The organism is Marinobacter sp. L-80 (assembly GCF_056859395.1).
The window spans coordinates 146,968-163,338 of record NZ_JBSXOI010000056.1 but is presented as its reverse complement, the minus strand read 5'-3'; the positions used below and the strand labels follow the sequence as shown (position 1 = coordinate 163,338).

Genomic DNA, 16,371 nt, shown 5'->3' with positions numbered 1-16,371 from the left:
TTCTAAAGGGCTGCGACGGAATTGGATAGCCTGAATGATGGTCGGACGCCCCTGACAGCGAAGCGGCCGTAAGTAATAAGCATGATTTATTCGGCTTGATCAGAAATATTCATTCGTGCGATGGGCAAACCCTTCCCACAATCAGGTCACAAACAACAATACCAAAAGCGAGTGACATTCCATGGAAGACAGACCGGAGTTAGCCGGCTGGCGCTGGGGCTGTTCACCTTCCGCGTGCCGTTTTACCACACGCGCCTGTGCTGGTCCGAGTTCCTGCAGGGGCTGTTTGTTTCTGCCGCCACAGGCCTGGCATTGATCCCCGTGATGACCGCCTTCTTTGGCCTGAGTTTTGAAGAAGCCGTTGCACTCTCAATGATTCACGCCTCCCTGATTGCCTCGATTGCGGCGCTCAAGCGGGTCTTCGTGGATGACGCCGAACGCTTTCTGCTTGAGCAGCCAATTGCCACGGGTCTTGCCTGCGCCTACATCGCCATGTCGATTCCGAGGGATAACGCGTCCCGGGGTACGGTGGTTCTGATTGGCGCCGCGCTGGCGTTCTTTGAGCCGTGGATGGGGCTGTTGATTGGCGTGGTGGCTACCCTGGCACTGGTGGGCTGGGACCGGAGCCCGGATCCAATTCCCCACGACGAGTGACGCGCCGATGGCAGATCCCTGGTGTCAGCCCGCCTGGCTCAGGATGATCTGCCATTCCTCCTCGCCCACGGGCATCACAGAGAGCCGGTAACCCTTCCGGACCAGAGGCAGGTTTTCGAGCCCGGCCATGGATTTCAGCTCCTCTAGCGGGATCAAACTTGGCAGGGTGCGGACATACTTCATGTCGACAGCCTGCCAGCGAGGCTTTTCCCTGGTGCTCTTGCCATCGTAGTAGGGCGATTCCGGGTCAAACTGGGTTGGGTCCGGATAGGCGCTGCGAATAACCGTCACGATGCCGGCAATCCCGATGTGCTTGCAGCTGGAGTGGTAGAGGAAAACCTCGTCGCCCTCCGCCATTTGGGCCAGGAAATTCCGGGCCTGGTAGTTACGCACTCCGTCCCACGGGATCACACCGTCCGGGGCTTTCGCAAAATCTTCTATGCCGCATTCTGCAGGTTCTGATTTAACCAGCCACTTGGCCATGATGTTTCTCCCATTTACCGAATCAGCCTCATTCCAGTCCCCGCGATTATACGAAAAAGCCCCGCAGTGCGGGGCAACGAGGGGCAATCAATCAAGCGGCGTCAGGATTGGCCGGCTGTTGGCGGTGGCGCCAGAGGTTCTTTGGGTTTTTTGCGGTTCAGTGGATAAAACAGCTGTGGCGAGGCCAGTTCCGGCAAATCCGTTCTTTCCTCGTTGGCGGCCCACTCCACCCGCTCGGCAGAGCGGATCGCGTAGTGCATCCACGCCAGGGCAGCTGCGACGATCACAAACATCAGCATAAAGCAGCTCTGCCAGATGCCCGTAAGGTCGTTCAGTACGCCGAAGGTCAGTGGCAGGATAAATCCTCCAAGCCCGCCGATCATGCCAACTACACCGCCTACGGCGCCGACATGCATGGGGTAGTAAACCGGAATGTGTTTGTACACCGCTGCCTTGCCCAGGGACATAAAGAATCCGAGGATAAAGATCAGCGCCACGAACATGGGCAGGTTCATGGCCAGGGTAAAGCGGATATCACCATCAATTCCCTGAACCACGTAATCGGTGGGCGGATAGCTCAGCAGAAATGTGCACAGAACCGACGCTCCGAAGGTCCAGTACATCACCCGGCGGGCGCCGAAACGGTCTGACATCCAGCCGCCCAGAATCCGGAACAGGGAAGCAGGGATGGTGTAGAGCGCGGCAATGATGCCGGCGGTTTTGATGTCCAGGCCGTAGACGCCAATCAGGAAGTGCGGCAGCCAGAGGGCCAAAGCCACAAAGGCGCCGAACACAAAGAAGTAGTACAGGGCAAAGCGCCAGACCCTCAGCTCCCGTAGGGGTTCCATCTGCTCCAGGAAGGTTTTGGACTTGCTGCCAGCCCGCTCTGCCGCCAGGGGATCTTCCTTGGCCAGCAGAATGAAAACAACACCCATGATCGCCAGCACCGTGGCGTAGATCTGCGCGGTGCTTTCCCAGCCGAATGCCACCAGCAGGAACGGGGCCCCGAAATTGGTTACTGCCGCGCCCACGTTGCCCGCACCGAAAATGCCCAGGGCTGTGCCCTGCCGCTCCGGTTCAAACCAGGCCGCCGTGTAAGCCACCCCCACGATAAAGGCACCACCTGCCAGGCCAACGCCCAGAGCGCCTGCCAACAGCATGAGGTACGTGGTCGCGAAGGTGAGCAGGTACACGCAGGCGGCGGTAGTGAGCATCAGAATGCCGAACACCCAGCGGCCGCCGTACCGGTCTGTCCATATGCCCAGGAAGAGTCGACTTATCGAGCCGGTAAGAATGGGGGTGGCCATCAGCAGACCCAACTGGGTATCCGACAGCCCGAGATCCTCGCTGATGCGAATCCCGATGATGGAGAAAATGGTCCACACCGCAAAGCACAGGGTGAAGGCGAAAGTGGATAAACCCAGCGCGCGATATTGCTCGGGTTTTGATGGGCTAATAGCCATGTTTCCCCTCCTTTCAGATATCCATCGAGTGCTGTCTGAAAGCACCTCTTAAACCATACCAAAAACAGGGTTTTTCCATGCGGGGCATTGGAGGTACCTCCTGCTGGGTGCAGTGGTGGTAGGCAATCCGAGGCTTTTAAGGCGCAGGGGATAGACCCTTGATTTCTCTCGTGGGGTACGCGTTGCCAGGGTTGATTTACGTCAATTATGGGCGGCACCGGAGTGTGGGCTAATGCTGACAGATATCAATGGATGCCCCTTGAAATGGCCTTTGAAAGGGCGCCCGAAACGCCCTGGGAGAACCCAAAATGAAAATCATGATTGCCTACGACGGCTCGCGAAATGCCAGGTTGGCCCTGGCTCAGACCATCACCATGTTTCGCGATCTCAAGCCTGTGATCACCCTGGTTGCCGTTGCCGAGAATCCGCGGGACATCACCTCGGGAAACGAGGACATGTTCCAGGAAGAAGTGGCCGATCTGAAAAAGCACATCGCCGAGGCGATGGAGGTGTGTGAACAGGAACAGGTCTCCGCCGAAAGCATGCTTCTGGAGGGTGACCCGAGAAAGATGCTGCTATTCGCCGCGGAAAAGAAGGTCCACCCGGACATGCTGGTTATCGCACGCCACAGCCACGAGCCCGACGGTGGCTTCATTGCCCGCTCACTGACCTATTTCGTGGACGAACTGGATTACATGACCTTCGGCAGCGTGAGTTCCTTCCTCGCCCGCCGCATCCAGTGCCCGCTTCTTATTCTGCCCAGCCGTTGAGTCTGGCCATAACCGTTTCTGTATCTGAAAGCCCAGGGAGGCTGACATGAAAGTCGCAGACGTTTTCCACGTCAAAAATCCGGAAGTCAGGGCTCTGCACCTGACCTGGATCGCATTCTTTATAACTTTCTACGTGTGGTTCAACATGGCGCCGCTGGCATCCAGTATGCTCAAAAGCGTCAACTGGCTCACCGCGGATGATCTTCGCCTGTTTGCCATCGCCAACGTAGCGCTGACCATACCTGCCCGGATTATCGTGGGCATGGCCCTGGACCGCTTCGGCCCCCGCCGGGTGTTTTCGGTACTAATGGTATTGATGGCCATCCCTGCCCTGGTATTTGCGTTCGGCAACACCATGACCCAGCTCCTGGTCAGCCGCCTGGTGCTCAGCTCCATTGGTGCCAGCTTTGTGGTGGGTATCCACATGACCGCCATGTGGTTCAAACCGAAAGACATCGGCTTTGCCGAAGGCTTCTATGCTGGCTGGGGCAATTTCGGTTCCGCTGCCGCGGCAATCACCTTGCCGACCATCGCCCTGCAAATGTATGGCGGTGAAGATGGCTGGCGCTGGGCCATCGCCCAAAGCGCGATCGTGATGGCGGCTTACGGCGTTTACTACTGGTTCGCGATTACCGACGGCCCTGTTGGCACCGTTCATCGCAAGCCGCGCAAGGCCGTGGCACTGGAAGTCAGCAGCTGGGGCGACATGATCAAGCTGATCCTCTGGACCATTCCCCTGGTGGGTGTGCTTGGCATCCTGGTCTGGCGCATCGAGAACATGGGATACCTGAGTGCCACCGGAGCCGCCATCTGTTACGCGGTGATTGTGGCCATTGTCTGCTATCAGATTATCCAGATTCTCCGGGTTAATATTCCCTTGCTGAAACAGGGTGTGCCCGAGGACGACAAGTACCCGTTCAACAGCGTTGCAGCTCTGAACAGCACCTACTTCGCCAACTTTGGTGCCGAGCTGGCGGTGGTGTCCATGCTGCCGATGTTCTTCGAGGAAACCTGGAGCCTGAGTGCGACCGCAGCCGGCCTTATCGCTGCCTCCTTTGCTTTCGTGAACCTGGTGGCGCGCCCAATGGGTGGCCTGGTTTCAGACCGTATGGGCAACCGCCGGTTTGTGATGCTCAGCTACATGTTTGGCATCTCCGTGGGCTTCGCGCTGATGGGCCTGATGAACTCCAACTGGCCGCTGATTATCGCCGTAGGCATTACCGTATTCACCTCGTTCTTCGTGCAGGGTGCCGAGGGCGCAACCTTTGGCATCATACCCTCCATCAAGCGGCGCCTGACTGGCCAGATTTCCGGCATGGCGGGCGCTTATGGCAACGTGGGTGCGGTGGTTTACCTCACTATCTTCACCTTTGTAACCCCGACCCAGTTCTTCTACATCATCGCCGGTGGCGCGTTTGTCAGTTGGTTGCTGTGCATCATGTGGCTGAAAGAGCCGGAGTCAGGCTTTGCCGACGAATACCAGGTGTCCTCTGTGGATCTCCAGATCGAAGAGGAAGAGCGTCGCCGGCAGGCTGCCGCTACCAGCTAACCCGGAACGGTTGAAGAAAAGGCCGCCGAGGCATTGCCCGGCGGCTTTTTTGCGTTTGAAGGGACATCATTTTGGGGGCCAGGCCTGTCTTACTATGACCACGGATCAGAAGTGGTCGTAGCCGAATTTCATGTAGGTGATTCCAGGGCTCAGAACCAACCGCCAGGCCAGTTCGATATCGTCGCTGCACTCCTGGTCATAGGCTCTTACGGTGTCCGTCAGGCAGTCGAGCCAGAGGTCGTAGAGGTAGGGCTTGATGCTCAGATGGCGGGCGCTGTGCAGGCAGGCAATTCGATGAAGGACATCGTCAACGTTGCCGCTGGCGTAAAAGGCTACGAGGCTGAAAAAGGATTTCTTCAGCATACTCCGCTGAACGGCCATATCGGTATTGCGAAACAGTGCCCGGACCTCGGGAGAAGACATCAGGAACCGGCGATAGAAGCCTTCAAAGAAGTCAGGCACCTCGGGTGGGGTCTGTAGGACACGCTCGTAGCTCGCGTCGAATAGCTCTTCGAAGGACATGGCAGGCTCCCTGGTTCTCTTGGGATTAAATCCAATATCCTGAATCTAGCATTTGCCAGCGTGCGCGTCATTTTGTGCAGGTAAGGAGGTAGCCTTTGATGGAAAGCAGGCATAAAAAAACCGGCGCCCTTCACGGACGCCGGCTGTTACTTGAACCCTGTATCAGGGGTTCTTGATGTACGCATCCTTGCGCAGGTAGAACCACCAGTTAACCACCAGACAGAGTGCGTAGAACACCGCAAAGCCGTACATGGCCACCTCTGGGGTGCCGGCCTGGATTTCCTGGCCCATCACCCTGGGGGCGATAAACGCGCCGTAGGCGGCAACCGCGGAGGTCCAGCCCAGAACCGGGCCTTTCTGCTGCTGGTTGAAGATGAAACCGATGCTGCGGAAGGTGGAGCCGTTACCGATACCACTGGCCGCAAACATGATGATGAACAGGATCAGGAACGGTGCAAAGTAGGCGTTCGGATCAGTGGAGTTGTAGGCCAGCATCATCACGTAGCCGGTGGCCACGGAGGCTGCGACCATCACAACCGAGATGATCTGGGTAACGATGGATCCACCCACCTTGTCGGAAATCCAGCCGCCCACCGGGCGAATGAGCGCGCCAACAAACGGCCCCATCCAGGCCCAGGTCAGTGCGCTCGGCGCATCAGGGTTGACCACACGGGTTACCGTGCCATCGGCTGCCACTTCCATCATGTTGCCGAAGATAACGGTAATGGACAGCGGCAGGGCAGCGGAGAAGCCGATGAATGATCCAAAGGTAAGGATGTAGAGCACGGTCATGGACCAGGTGTGCTTGTTGCTGAAGATTGCAAACTGGGCCTGGATGTTGGGCTTGATATCGCCGGGGATCAGCCGCAGAAGAATCAGTGTGAGCACGATGGTCAGGGGCAGGGCCAGCCACATGTTCAGCACGCTGAGGGCCCAGACGCCTGCGATGGAGGCGAGAATACCCACGCCATAGAGCCCCAGAATCTTGCCGAAGGCCGAAAGCGGGTTGCCCGGATTCGGGGTAACCACTTTCAGGTTGTTCATGCCAAACCAGCCGGCAAACGCCAGCGGAATCAGAAACACCAGCCAGATAAACCCGGCGTTCTGGATCCAGGTATCGGTACCCGCCTCAATGCGGCCAATCAGCGTGCCGCTGGGGCTCTGCAGCTGCATAGGGTCACCGGCCAGGGCGCCGAAGATACCCACGGTCATGACCAGTGGGATGACCACCTGCATGGTAGTGACGCCGAAGTTACCGAGACCGGCGTTCATGCCCAGGCCATAGCCCTGTTTGCTTTTCGGGTAGAAGGTGCTGATGTTGCTCATGGAGCAGGCAAAGTTACCGCCACCGATACCGGAGAGCAGCGCCAGGGCCTGGAACACGATAAACGGCGTGTCGGGGTTCATCAGGGCGATGCCGGTACCGGCAGCAGGAATCATCAGCAGGGCGGTGGTCAGGAACACCGTGTTGCGCCCGCCGGCAATTTTGATCATGAACGAGGCCGGGATTCGCAGGGTGGCGCCGGACAACCCTGCAATCGCAGACAGGGTAAACAGCTGATCAATGGTGAAAGGAAAACCCAGGTTCTTCATCTGGGTGGTGATCATTCCCCACATCAGCCAGACGGCAAACCCCATCAGCAGGCTGGGGATGGAAATCCACAGGTTGCGGGAAGCAATTCGCTTGCCCTCCCGCTCCCAGAATTCTTCGCTCTCGACATCCCAGTTTTCGATGTCTGCGTTGGTTTTGGCCATGTTTTTGACTCCCTCGGTTAACGTACCCCCGGCCCCGTTTCTGGTGGCGCTCGGGCTTCTCGACACTATTGTGCTAAGCGAGGTGGGCGAGCATTCTTGATATTTCTCAAGGACAAAATGGCGCCCGCTCCGGCCGGTTTTTGGGTGGTTTTTTCTTCGCGTTTTCAGTTCTTAAAACGTATTTAATTCAATAAGATGCGATGGTGATAGCCCGGAATGGGTAGGCATTTCGGTCGTCAGCGCAGTGGAGGTAGCCATTCATTTCCGGCGATTCTGGCTGTGCCGGAATAGAGCGATGAGCTGGAAGGCGACGATGAAATAGATACAGGACCAGCTTGCGGCTGAGAGCCAGAGCAGGCCGGGTTTCGCGAAAGGGGTAAGGCCTGCAGCAAACCGGGCGAGCGCTGCGATGGTCATGCCGATGGCGATCCCGACAACCTGCCAGGAGGGTGGCGTGGTCTTCTTGGCGCGCTGCCAGGCCAGGCGGAGCATTACGCTGGCGGAGAGCGTTCCGAGAGCCCCGATGGTGATCAGGTGCATGGAGGGAATTGGGTCAGTTCCCTGCAAAAGACTGAAACCGGTGGCACCGGCGCCTACCGCCAGCCAGAGATACCCGAGGGCGAGAACCAGCAGATCCGGCCGGTTTGCGCAGTGCCACAGTTTCCAGCGAGTCGTGCGAACCACGATCAGAATGGCCGACACCAGCAACAGAAGTCCTGCGGCCGGTTCCGCGAACGGCACAAACATCAAAACTATCAAAACCAGTGCCAGCGGCAGAATGATCAGCAGCGCCCCTTCAATCTGCGGTTGCACCCTTGCTGCCAGGGGAATGCCTCGTTTCTCCAGTGTTCCTGCCACAGCCGGCGCAATGAGCCTGCCCCCGATGAACGTCATCAGCATCAGGAGGCCAACAATGGCCGCCATCATCACCACGCGGGTTTCCGGCACTGGCTGAAGGCCTTCTGTCAGGGAGCTATTGGCAAGCCAGAAAGCCAGTGACAGGAGGCAAAGAACCAGGATAAGCGGGCCGGCCATGCGGTTGCGCCATTTCTTGGCGGCCTGGAATCTGGGTACGGCATAGCGGGCAAGCAAAATCGCAAAAGCCGGGCTGAGCAGTTGGGCCACGAAACTGCCCGGAGCCAGCATCCAGGTGACCCGGGCCAGGAGCCACAGCAGGAATAACGTCACCAGAACACGTCGGGGCTGGGGGCCAAGTGTATAACCGGCAATCAGGGCGAGGGCAAAGCCGAAAATCAGTTCATGTCCGTGTCCGGCTCCCAGAAAGCCCGGAGGCCAGCCTGAGCCTGAGAGAACGCTGTGAACGGAGAGGGGGACAACTATTGCGGCCAGAAGTGCAGCCGCCGGGAAGAACAGCCAGAACGCGTGAACGTTTTTGCGGGATTTACCCGAGTTGTCCGAAGTCATCTCGTGTCCTTGACCGTTCGGCGCACCGAAACTATCAGTAAAAATAACGCGGGAAACAATTTAAAGGTGCATCATGAATATTACACAGCTTGCCCGTCTACCATTTTCCGGCAATGGAGCCTGGTCGGAGTTGCGGCGCCTTGACCTGTCCATTCCGTTCCTGGCGTGGGTGGCGGTGTTTGCCGCCTTGTTTCTGTCCTGTGCGCTGGTCTACCAGGGCGTTCGCTCATTCTGCGAACGAAGCGATAACGATGTGGTGGTCATGTCTGCTACTTACACGGTGATGGCATCTTCCCTACTGGCATGGGGCGTCTTGATGGCGATGGTTTGGGCGTTCTGATCAGACCGTATAGGGCAGAACGCCAAAATAGATGGCACTGAAGTGACACGCGCTGCCACCGATTACGAACAGATGCCAGATAGCGTGCATGTAGGGTATGCGATCCGCCAGATAAAACGCGACGCCGGCGGTGTACAGGATGCCGCCGGCGATTGTGAGATGCAGCGCGGTTTCGCTCAGACTGGCCACCAGATCTGAAGATGCAAAGGTGATCAGCCAGCCCATGGCAACGTAGATGCCGACACGGGCAAGCTTGAAGCGGTTCTTGAAAATAACCTTCAGCACCACGCCTGTTATAGCCAGGGCCCAGATCACCACAAACAGCGTCCAGCCAACGGATCCCCGCATGTTCACCAGAAGGAATGGCGTGTAGGTGCCTGCAATCAGCAAGAAGATGGCGCAGTGGTCAAGGGTTTTGAAGGCTCGCTTCAGTTCCGGTCGCCGGGCTCCGTGATAGAGGGCAGAGGCCATGTACAGGAGAATCAGTGACGCGCCAAAAATACTGAAACTGACAATTTTCCAGGCGTCACCATGTTGACTGGCACCCACGATCAGGGCGATGGTTCCGACAACGCTGAGCAGCGCGGCGAGACCATGGGTGGCACTGTTAAGCCATTCTTCAATGCGATGGTGCATGTTTTGCGCGGGAGATGGTGCTGGCGTCATCGAGCGTTCGTCCGTATCAGTCATGCCCATAAAATACTTCAGCGTACAGGTGTACGCAATGGCAGGACATGAACATCCTGTGACCCTGTTCAGAAATACTGAACAACCTCTCTGAAATCTTCCGGTTTCGCTTCTCTGCCTCGCTGGTTAGTCTATTGGTATCAGATGACAGACAGAGGAGGTTCTCCCGATGGCAAAAGTACTTGTGCTTTATTATTCGATGTACGGCCATATTGAAACGATGGCGAACACGGTTGCAGAAGGTGCCAAAGATGTCGACGGCGCCGAGGTAACCATCAAGCGGGTTCCGGAAACCATGGCGGATCAGGCGTTCCTGAGCGCAGGTGGCAAAGCCGAACAGGAAGCGCCGGTAGCCGACCCGGCAGAGCTGGCAGATTACGATGCCATCATCTTTGGCACACCGACCCGTTTCGGCAATATGGCCGGCCAGATGCGTAATTTTCTCGACCAGACCGGAAAGCTCTGGTTTGAAGGCAAGCTCCACGGCAAAGTCGCCAGCGTGTTCACCTCCACCGGTACTGGTGGCGGACAGGAGCACACCATCAGCTCCTTCTGGACCACACTGGCCCACCACGGCATGGTAATCGTGCCTCTGGGCTACGGCATTCCGGAGTTTTTCGATATTTCTGAGGTCAGCGGCGGAACACCTTACGGTGCGTCGACCATTGCCGGTGGTGATGGTTCACGGCAGCCCAGCAAGAAAGAGCTGGCGATTGCCCGCTATCAGGGCAGGCACGTGGCCAAGCTGTCGGTAAAGCTGCACGGCTGAACCTGAGGTAGTTACGAAGCGTTGAGCGTTTTTCGGGGCAGCAGGCGAAAGCTTGCTGCCCTTTTTTATGTTCAGTTGCCAGGCCTTACGGCTGGTTATTCGCTGCTCCGGTTTTCAGCCGGGAGAAGGTTGCCGGCACAACACCGAGCCATGATGCCAGTTGATTGTCCGGCACCCGTTTGACCAGCTCCGGGTATTCCTCAAGCAATAGCTTGTAACGCTCTCGTGCTGGCATCGTGTGCTTGCGGAACTCTCTCATGCTGGTGAGCTCTGCGAGCTCCTCGGTCAGGGCCAGGGCGAACTTGGGCCAAAGCCCTTCCCCGTGGGACTGGATTGCAGAACGGAACGCGGTGAAGTCAGCCACCCAGACGGTGACCGGCGTTACTGTCGTGAGGCACAGGGTGTTGCGAACGGTACGGCTACGGCCAAAAACCGGCCAGACCATATCGCCCTCGGAAAAGAAGTGGTGCACCGACACCTTGCCGCTTGGGGCTTCCCGGAACAGGCGCAGGATGCCGTACTGAACCAGGTAAGCGTTTGCCCAGGGCTTGTCGTGCTTCTCCATGGCCGTTTCGGGGTCAAGCCTTCGAAGATGAAACAGTCGGGCCAGGTCGGCAAGAAACCGGGCGTCCGGATCGTTTTCGTGCCCGGCCAGGCGAATACCGAAGACCCGGCTGAGACCATTCAGTAGGGCCGCCGACTCGGGCGCGGCATCCTGCCGGATAATCTCCGGGTTGTCTTCCCCCAACATGCATGGGGCGGAGGAAACGTCTGGCCTGAGGATGCTGTTCATGGCATTGACCCTGTTATGAGTGTCGGGTCAATTATGGTATCAGAGAAGCATCTTTTGAAATGACTTAAATCATTAAGGCTTTTTCACTGAGTCGATAACGCTCAATGACTGGTTCCCTCTTCGTAGTTGATCTTGTTCCAGACGTTATATTTGCCGGAGGGTTTGTTCATGGGAATCCGTTTCTCTTCTTCCAGGGTGTCTGCGTCGTAGACGACTACCGCACCTTCCTTGTCCCATATGCTCAGCAAGAGTTTTTCACCGTAGCGGTCGAATTCTACATGGGCAGCAACCTTACCCGGTTCCGGCTGTAACGTTTTGACGATTTCCAGGGTCTGTTTGTCGATGATGTGGACCTTGTCCTTGTTGGGACCGAAAAAAACGTCGACCCAGGCATAGCGGGAGTTTACGTGGCTTCGCATAAAGAAGCCGGGACCTTCTGTTTCAAGGGTCTTGATCACCTGCCAGTTGTCCATGTCGATAATGGAAACCGCACCAGTGCGGAAGTGTGGGGTGGCCATTACCCTTGTGCCCTGATACTCCCAGGTTATACCTGAGCCCAAGTGTGGCATGCCGGGTAGGGGCAGGTCGGCGACGGTTTTGCCGGTGTCCAGGTTGATGACCACGCCGTGCTTGCCGTCGCGGGCAGCGCCGATCAGGTGGTCGTAACCAGGGTCGAAGAAGAAGTCATCCAGCCAGGTGTCGGTTTGCATCCGGCGGACGTTTGCGTTGCCGTCCTGCACGCTGATTTCCCATGCTTCGGGAATATCCTTCAGGGCGGCAATGAAGCTGTTCCGGGGAGGAGCGGCATACACGGCGCTGACCCGGGAGCTTTCGCCCGCGCTGTTTTCTACCGGGATGATGTCCATGAGTTCGAGATTGCCGGCGTCGAAAAGAACCAGGGTGTGTGGCAGGTAATTGGCTGCCATAACGTAGTCGCCATCGGCCGAAATGGCGATGTTGCGCATGTTGATACCAGCGCGCACTTCCGCGACCACTTTCAGGTTGAACAAGTCGTACTTGGTTATCCAGCCGTCCCGGGAGCCAAAGTAGACGTAACGTCCGTCAGGGCTGTATTTCGGTCCGCCATGAAGGGCGTAGCGGCTCGGGAAACGGTGGATGGGTTCCATCCTGTCACCGTCGAGCAGGGTGACGTGATGATCGCCGATTTCCACCACCAAAAACAGGTTCATCATGTCGGCCTGGTAAGCCGGCTCATCCGGCAGTGTGCCTTGTGGGTGGGGCAGTAAATGGCTGCCCACAATTTCGGACCGGCCCCAGATCGGCGGTCTGGCAAGAGGTCGGTAAATAAAGTCGGCCAGTGCCGTTATGGATTCCCCGGCGAGAACATCGGCAAAGGCTGGCATCTGGGTGGCAGGCCGGCCGTTACGGATGGCGTCTTCGGCCTGGGGCTTTTTCAGCCGTGACAGATTATCCGGCAGCAGGGCCGGGCCCATGCCACCAAGACGATCCTGGCCATGGCAACTGGCGCAGTGTTGCTGATACAGCAACTCGGTTTCCGGTGAGGGCGCTGCTTGTAACAAGGCTGGCATCAACAGGCTGGCGGCCAGAATCAGCAGGGCGTTTTTTCGGTTCATCATGTCAGCCGGCCCCCGCACTGGCTGCAGCGGCCTCACTCTGGCAGCAATGCCAGCCTGCTGTGGAGGGTTGCGCCAGTTTGTCGGCAAGACGGACAACCTCACCGACAATGATCAGTGTCGGGGGCTGGAAACCTTCACGGAGAATGGTCGCTTCCAGGTCTGCCAGGGTGGTGACCGCCATGTGTTGTTGTGGCGTGGTTCCCCGCTCCACCAGGGCCACAGGGCAGTCTCCCGGCAGGCCATGGGCAGTGAGTTCCCGGACAATGGTCGGGGCATTGTGAAGCCCCATGTAGAATACCCGGGTCTGGCCCGGCGCTGCCAACACACGCCAGTTCAGTTCCAGGGACTGGTCGGCCTTGCGGTGGCCGGTTACGAAGGTCACGCTCTGGGAGTAATCCCGGTGCGTCAGTGGGATGCCACAGTATGAGGCGCAGCCGGCGGCGGAGGTGATGCCTGGTACCACCTGAAAATCGATGTGGTTGTCCACCAGGAACTCCGCTTCCTCGCCACCACGGCCAAAAATATATGGGTCACCGCCCTTGAGGCGCACAACCCGGCGCTGTTTTACGGCCAGTTGCACCAGCAGTTCATTGGTGTCTTCCTGGGGTACATAGTGGCAACCGCTGGCTTTGCCCACGTGGATGCGTTCGGCAGCCGGGTTCACCAGTTCCATGATCTGGGGCGACACCAGGCGGTCATACACGATGGCATCGGCCTGCTGTATCAGCATCAGCGCCCGCAGGGTCAGCAGGCCGGGGTCTCCCGGGCCGGCTCCCACGATGGCTACCTCTCCGGCCCGTAAGGGTTGTTCCGCCAGTTGGAACTCCACCAGGCACTTCTTCCTTTGACTGGTTGTCATGATGCTTGTCCTTAGAGGTTGTGAACCGGAATCTCGGTAACCGGGGCGGCGACGCGCCGGGGCATATCAAGGACACCGATTTCGTCATTGGTGAGGTAACAGCCGGGATCCTCTTCCCAGAAATCACCGGAAATATTATAGGCCCGTACCCGGGTGTTGCCGTTGCAGATGGCCAGGTAACGGCAGTCGGCGCAGCGGCCTTTCACCGGCCTTGGTGTCTGGCGGAAACCCGTCATCAGCGGGTCGCTGGCTTCGGACCAGATCCGGGAGAAAGGTTGGTTCCGGACATTGCCCAGGTTGTAGTCCCACCAGAAGGTATCCGGATGAACCTCGCCGAGGTTGTCGATATTGGAAATATTCACGCCAGAGGCATTGCCACCCCAGTACGTCAATCGTTGTTCCAGGGCCGGAACCTGATCGGGGTAGTGTTCCGCGGCCCACTGCAGCAGGAAGGGGCCGTCGGCATCGTTGTTGCCGGTGACGTATTCCCGTTCGATGCCGCGCCGGAGCTCGTCGTGGCAGTGATCGAACAGCAGGGTCATGGCTTCCCGGGTCATCTCGTACCAGGCATCCCGCTTACGGTTGCGGCCGCCCCGGCCGGAGTAGTTCAGGTGCGACAGGTAGAACTTGTCGATGTCGTGGTCGTCCAGCAGCCTGAGCATGTCCGGTAGCTGGGGGAAGTTGTCCTGGGTGAGGGTGAAGCGCAGGCCGACCTTGATACCCGCCTGCTTGCACAGTTCAACCGCTTTCATGGAGGCCGCGAAGGCGCCTTTTTTCTGGCGGAACTCGTCGTGGGTCTGTTCCAGTCCGTCGATGCTGATACCCACGTAGTCGTAGCCGGCCTCGGCGATTTGCCGGATATTCTCTTCGGTGATCAGCGTGCCATTGGTGGAAAGACCGACATAGAAACCCATAGCTTTGGCCCGGTGGGAGATGTCGAAGATATCCGGGCGCATCAGCGGCTCGCCGCCGGACAGGATCAGCACGGGCACGCCGAAGGCCTTGAGGTCGTCCATCACGGTGTAGACCTCATCAGTGCTCAGTTCGCCCTTGAAATCCACATCGGCGGAGATGGAATAGCAGTGTTTGCAGGTCAGGTTGCAGCGTCGAATCAGGTTCCAGATTACCACCGGCCCGGCCGGTTTCGGGACCGGGCGCACGGGAGCCGGGTTCATCAGGCTCTTGATGTAGCGGGTCATTCTGAACATGGTGCTTCCTCTCTCATGATTTCCGCAGCCGCAGACCGGTTTTTTTCAGGATGGCCGAGCTGTAAAGAATGGTGTGCCCCCGGCAGGTGTCTCCGAGCACTGACTGAATCTGCGAAGCCTTGGCCTCGACTTCGTCACGGCTGGTGCCGTGAACCATGGCGAACAGGTTGTAGTGCCAGTAGGGCAAGTGGCGCGGGCGCCGGTAACAGTGGCTGACGAAGGGCAACTCGCCCACCTGCCGGCCCATGTCGGTGATGGCGTCGTCGCGGACATCCCAGACCGTCATGCCATTGAAGCGATAACCCAGGCGGTAGTGATCGGGCACGGCCGCCACCCGGCGGATAACGCCGGCGTCCTGCATGCGCTGAAAACGGGCCAGAACCTCGTCGGCCGGCAGCCCCAGTTCCTTGCCCAGGGTGCCCCAGGGATCCGGCACCAGGGGCAAACCGCCCTGGGTGGCCAGGATCAGTTTCCGGTCCAGCTCGCAGAGCACGTATTCCTGGTCAGACCGGGAAGTGGAGATGGACATGGAACTCTTCCTCTTTCGGCATGTTGTAGACGGCATAGCCGGTTGCGGATTCGATCCCGGCAATGACCCGGGCTATGTCGTCAGGATTCTCCGTTGCCACAACAAACCACATGTTCAGTTCATGCTCCCGGCGGTAGTTGTGGGCTACTTCGTCGAAGGCGTTAACCTTTCGGGTGGCGTCTTCAAAGTCCTGCTCCGGGACCCGCATGGCGGCCAACGTGAGGCCGCCGCCCATTTCTCCGGCGTGAAACATGGGACCGAAACGGGTAAGAATTCGACGGTCCAGAAGGTCCTCAAGGGTGTGCAGAAGCGCCTGCTCGGTTATGCCCAGTTCGCCGGCGACCGCGGCATAGGGTCGGTGCACCAGTGGTAGCCCCGTTTGCAAACGGTTAATGACCGCCCGTTCCATCTCTGTGAATTCGGCAGTTGCCTGAGTTTGCTCAGTTGCTGCTGACATAACGGCCTCCCCGTTGCAGATAGGCCCTGGTGCTGAACAGTACGGCATGGGGTGTCTGTTCCAGGCCATGCTCTGCGATCAACATGTTCAGTTGGTCAATGACCCGTTGCCGGTCAACGCCGTGAATCATGCAGAACAGGTTGTAGGGCCAATCCGGGAGTCGGCGAGGGCGCTGATAGCAGAGGGTGATGAAGGGTTTGCGGGCCAGTGTGCGGCCCAGATCCTGAACCTGACTGTCCGGGACATCCCAGACCACCATGGCATTGGCGGCGTAACCCAGCGTCCGGTGCCGGACCACCAGCCCGAGTCGTTTGATGAGCCCCTGGGCCTGCCACTGTCTGATGGCTGTCATCACTTCCTGTTCGGAGAGCCCGGTCATCTCAGCCAGTTTCTCATAGGGCCGTGGTGTTAGCGGAAGACCAAGCTCCAGCTGGCGCCGAAGCCGAAGCAATCCCCAGGCACTGACCGGCCCGGCCCCGGCGATTTCCGGCACCACCGCCAGATATTCCG

At 58.3% G+C, this 16,371-nt stretch carries 17 protein-coding genes and 1 pseudogene; 5 read left to right on the top strand and 13 right to left on the bottom strand.

Translation table 11 applies throughout. From position 1 onward, the window contains the following. Positions 1–171: 171 nt before the first annotated feature. Complete coding sequence (locus tag AC13E3_RS08090; protein WP_273069452.1) at positions 172–654, top strand: hypothetical protein; 483 nt, start codon at positions 172–174, stop codon at positions 652–654. Between the two features lie 24 nt (positions 655–678). On the opposite strand, the gene AC13E3_RS08085 is transcribed toward AC13E3_RS08090, so the two are convergent. Then, positions 679–1,137, bottom strand: coding sequence for an EVE domain-containing protein (locus AC13E3_RS08085; RefSeq protein WP_273044840.1), 459 nt, complete (start codon positions 1,135–1,137; stop codon positions 679–681). Positions 1,138–1,238: 101 nt separating this feature from the next. Further along, complete coding sequence (locus AC13E3_RS08080; RefSeq protein WP_482901896.1) at positions 1,239–2,600, bottom strand: MFS transporter; 1,362 nt, start codon at positions 2,598–2,600, stop codon at positions 1,239–1,241. Positions 2,601–2,908: 308 nt separating this feature from the next. Here AC13E3_RS08080 and AC13E3_RS08075 point away from each other — a divergent pair, with 308 nt between their 5' ends. Continuing rightward, entirely contained in the window at positions 2,909–3,370 is a 462-nt protein-coding gene (locus tag AC13E3_RS08075) for a universal stress protein (protein WP_053112980.1), read from the top strand. Between the two features lie 46 nt (positions 3,371–3,416). Then, complete coding sequence (locus AC13E3_RS08070; protein WP_273086072.1) at positions 3,417–4,919, top strand: MFS transporter; 1,503 nt, start codon at positions 3,417–3,419, stop codon at positions 4,917–4,919. Positions 4,920–5,024: 105 nt separating this feature from the next. Here the strand turns inward: AC13E3_RS08070 and AC13E3_RS08065 are convergent, their stop codons facing one another. From AC13E3_RS08065 to AC13E3_RS08055, 3 genes are all read right to left on the bottom strand, one after another. Then, on the bottom strand, positions 5,025–5,441 hold the full coding sequence (locus tag AC13E3_RS08065; RefSeq protein ID WP_053112978.1) for a globin: 417 nt from the start codon (positions 5,439–5,441) through the stop codon (positions 5,025–5,027). Positions 5,442–5,603: 162 nt separating this feature from the next. Then, a complete protein-coding gene (locus tag AC13E3_RS08060; RefSeq protein ID WP_482901895.1) occupies positions 5,604–7,196 on the bottom strand; it encodes an MFS transporter in 1,593 nt (530 codons plus the stop codon). A 258-nt stretch (positions 7,197–7,454) separates the two neighbouring features. Then, entirely contained in the window at positions 7,455–8,621 is a 1,167-nt protein-coding gene (locus AC13E3_RS08055) for an NnrS family protein (RefSeq protein WP_286810414.1), read from the bottom strand. 73 nt (positions 8,622–8,694) lie between these two features. Here AC13E3_RS08055 and AC13E3_RS08050 point away from each other — a divergent pair, with 73 nt between their 5' ends. After that, complete coding sequence (locus AC13E3_RS08050; RefSeq protein ID WP_286810412.1) at positions 8,695–8,961, top strand: hypothetical protein; 267 nt, start codon at positions 8,695–8,697, stop codon at positions 8,959–8,961. Here the strand turns inward: AC13E3_RS08050 and trhA are convergent, their stop codons facing one another. Next, on the bottom strand, positions 8,962–9,651 hold the full coding sequence (gene trhA / locus AC13E3_RS08045) for a PAQR family membrane homeostasis protein TrhA (RefSeq protein WP_286810418.1): 690 nt from the start codon (positions 9,649–9,651) through the stop codon (positions 8,962–8,964). A gap of 166 nt (positions 9,652–9,817) precedes the next feature. Between trhA and wrbA the strand changes: the two genes are divergently transcribed. Beyond that, on the top strand, positions 9,818–10,417 hold the full coding sequence (gene wrbA, locus AC13E3_RS08040) for an NAD(P)H:quinone oxidoreductase (RefSeq protein WP_286810410.1): 600 nt from the start codon (positions 9,818–9,820) through the stop codon (positions 10,415–10,417). A gap of 85 nt (positions 10,418–10,502) precedes the next feature. Here the strand turns inward: wrbA and AC13E3_RS08035 are convergent, their stop codons facing one another. The 7 genes and pseudogenes from AC13E3_RS08035 to ahbB (AC13E3_RS08005) all read right to left on the bottom strand — a co-directional run bounded on the left by AC13E3_RS08035 (position 10,503) and on the right by ahbB (AC13E3_RS08005) (position 16,345). Continuing rightward, on the bottom strand, positions 10,503–11,210 hold the full coding sequence (locus AC13E3_RS08035; protein WP_286810408.1) for a Crp/Fnr family transcriptional regulator: 708 nt from the start codon (positions 11,208–11,210) through the stop codon (positions 10,503–10,505). Between the two features lie 101 nt (positions 11,211–11,311). Next, entirely contained in the window at positions 11,312–12,808 is a 1,497-nt protein-coding gene (locus tag AC13E3_RS08030; protein WP_482901894.1) for a cytochrome D1 domain-containing protein, read from the bottom strand. Position 12,809: 1 nt separating this feature from the next. Beyond that, positions 12,810–13,640: pseudogene (gene cobA, locus AC13E3_RS08025) on the bottom strand (uroporphyrinogen-III C-methyltransferase); the annotation flags it as partial. A 38-nt stretch (positions 13,641–13,678) separates the two neighbouring features. After that, positions 13,679–14,875 (bottom strand): heme d1 biosynthesis radical SAM protein NirJ, encoded by a 1,197-nt coding sequence (gene nirJ / locus AC13E3_RS08020; RefSeq protein WP_117618292.1) that lies wholly within the window; start codon positions 14,873–14,875, stop codon positions 13,679–13,681. Between the two features lie 13 nt (positions 14,876–14,888). Further along, complete coding sequence (ahbB, locus tag AC13E3_RS08015) at positions 14,889–15,404, bottom strand: siroheme decarboxylase subunit beta (protein WP_482901893.1); 516 nt, start codon at positions 15,402–15,404, stop codon at positions 14,889–14,891. Continuing rightward, the gene (locus AC13E3_RS08010) at positions 15,379–15,861 is read right to left on the bottom strand and encodes an Lrp/AsnC family transcriptional regulator (protein WP_482901892.1); all 483 of its coding nucleotides are present in this window, start codon (positions 15,859–15,861) and stop codon (positions 15,379–15,381) included. The genes ahbB (AC13E3_RS08015) and AC13E3_RS08010 overlap by 26 nt, the downstream gene beginning before the upstream one ends. Continuing rightward, complete coding sequence (gene ahbB / locus AC13E3_RS08005) at positions 15,845–16,345, bottom strand: siroheme decarboxylase subunit beta (protein ID WP_482901904.1); 501 nt, start codon at positions 16,343–16,345, stop codon at positions 15,845–15,847. Before ahbB (AC13E3_RS08005) ends, AC13E3_RS08010 begins: the two co-directional genes overlap by 17 nt. Positions 16,346–16,371 lie beyond the last annotated feature (26 nt).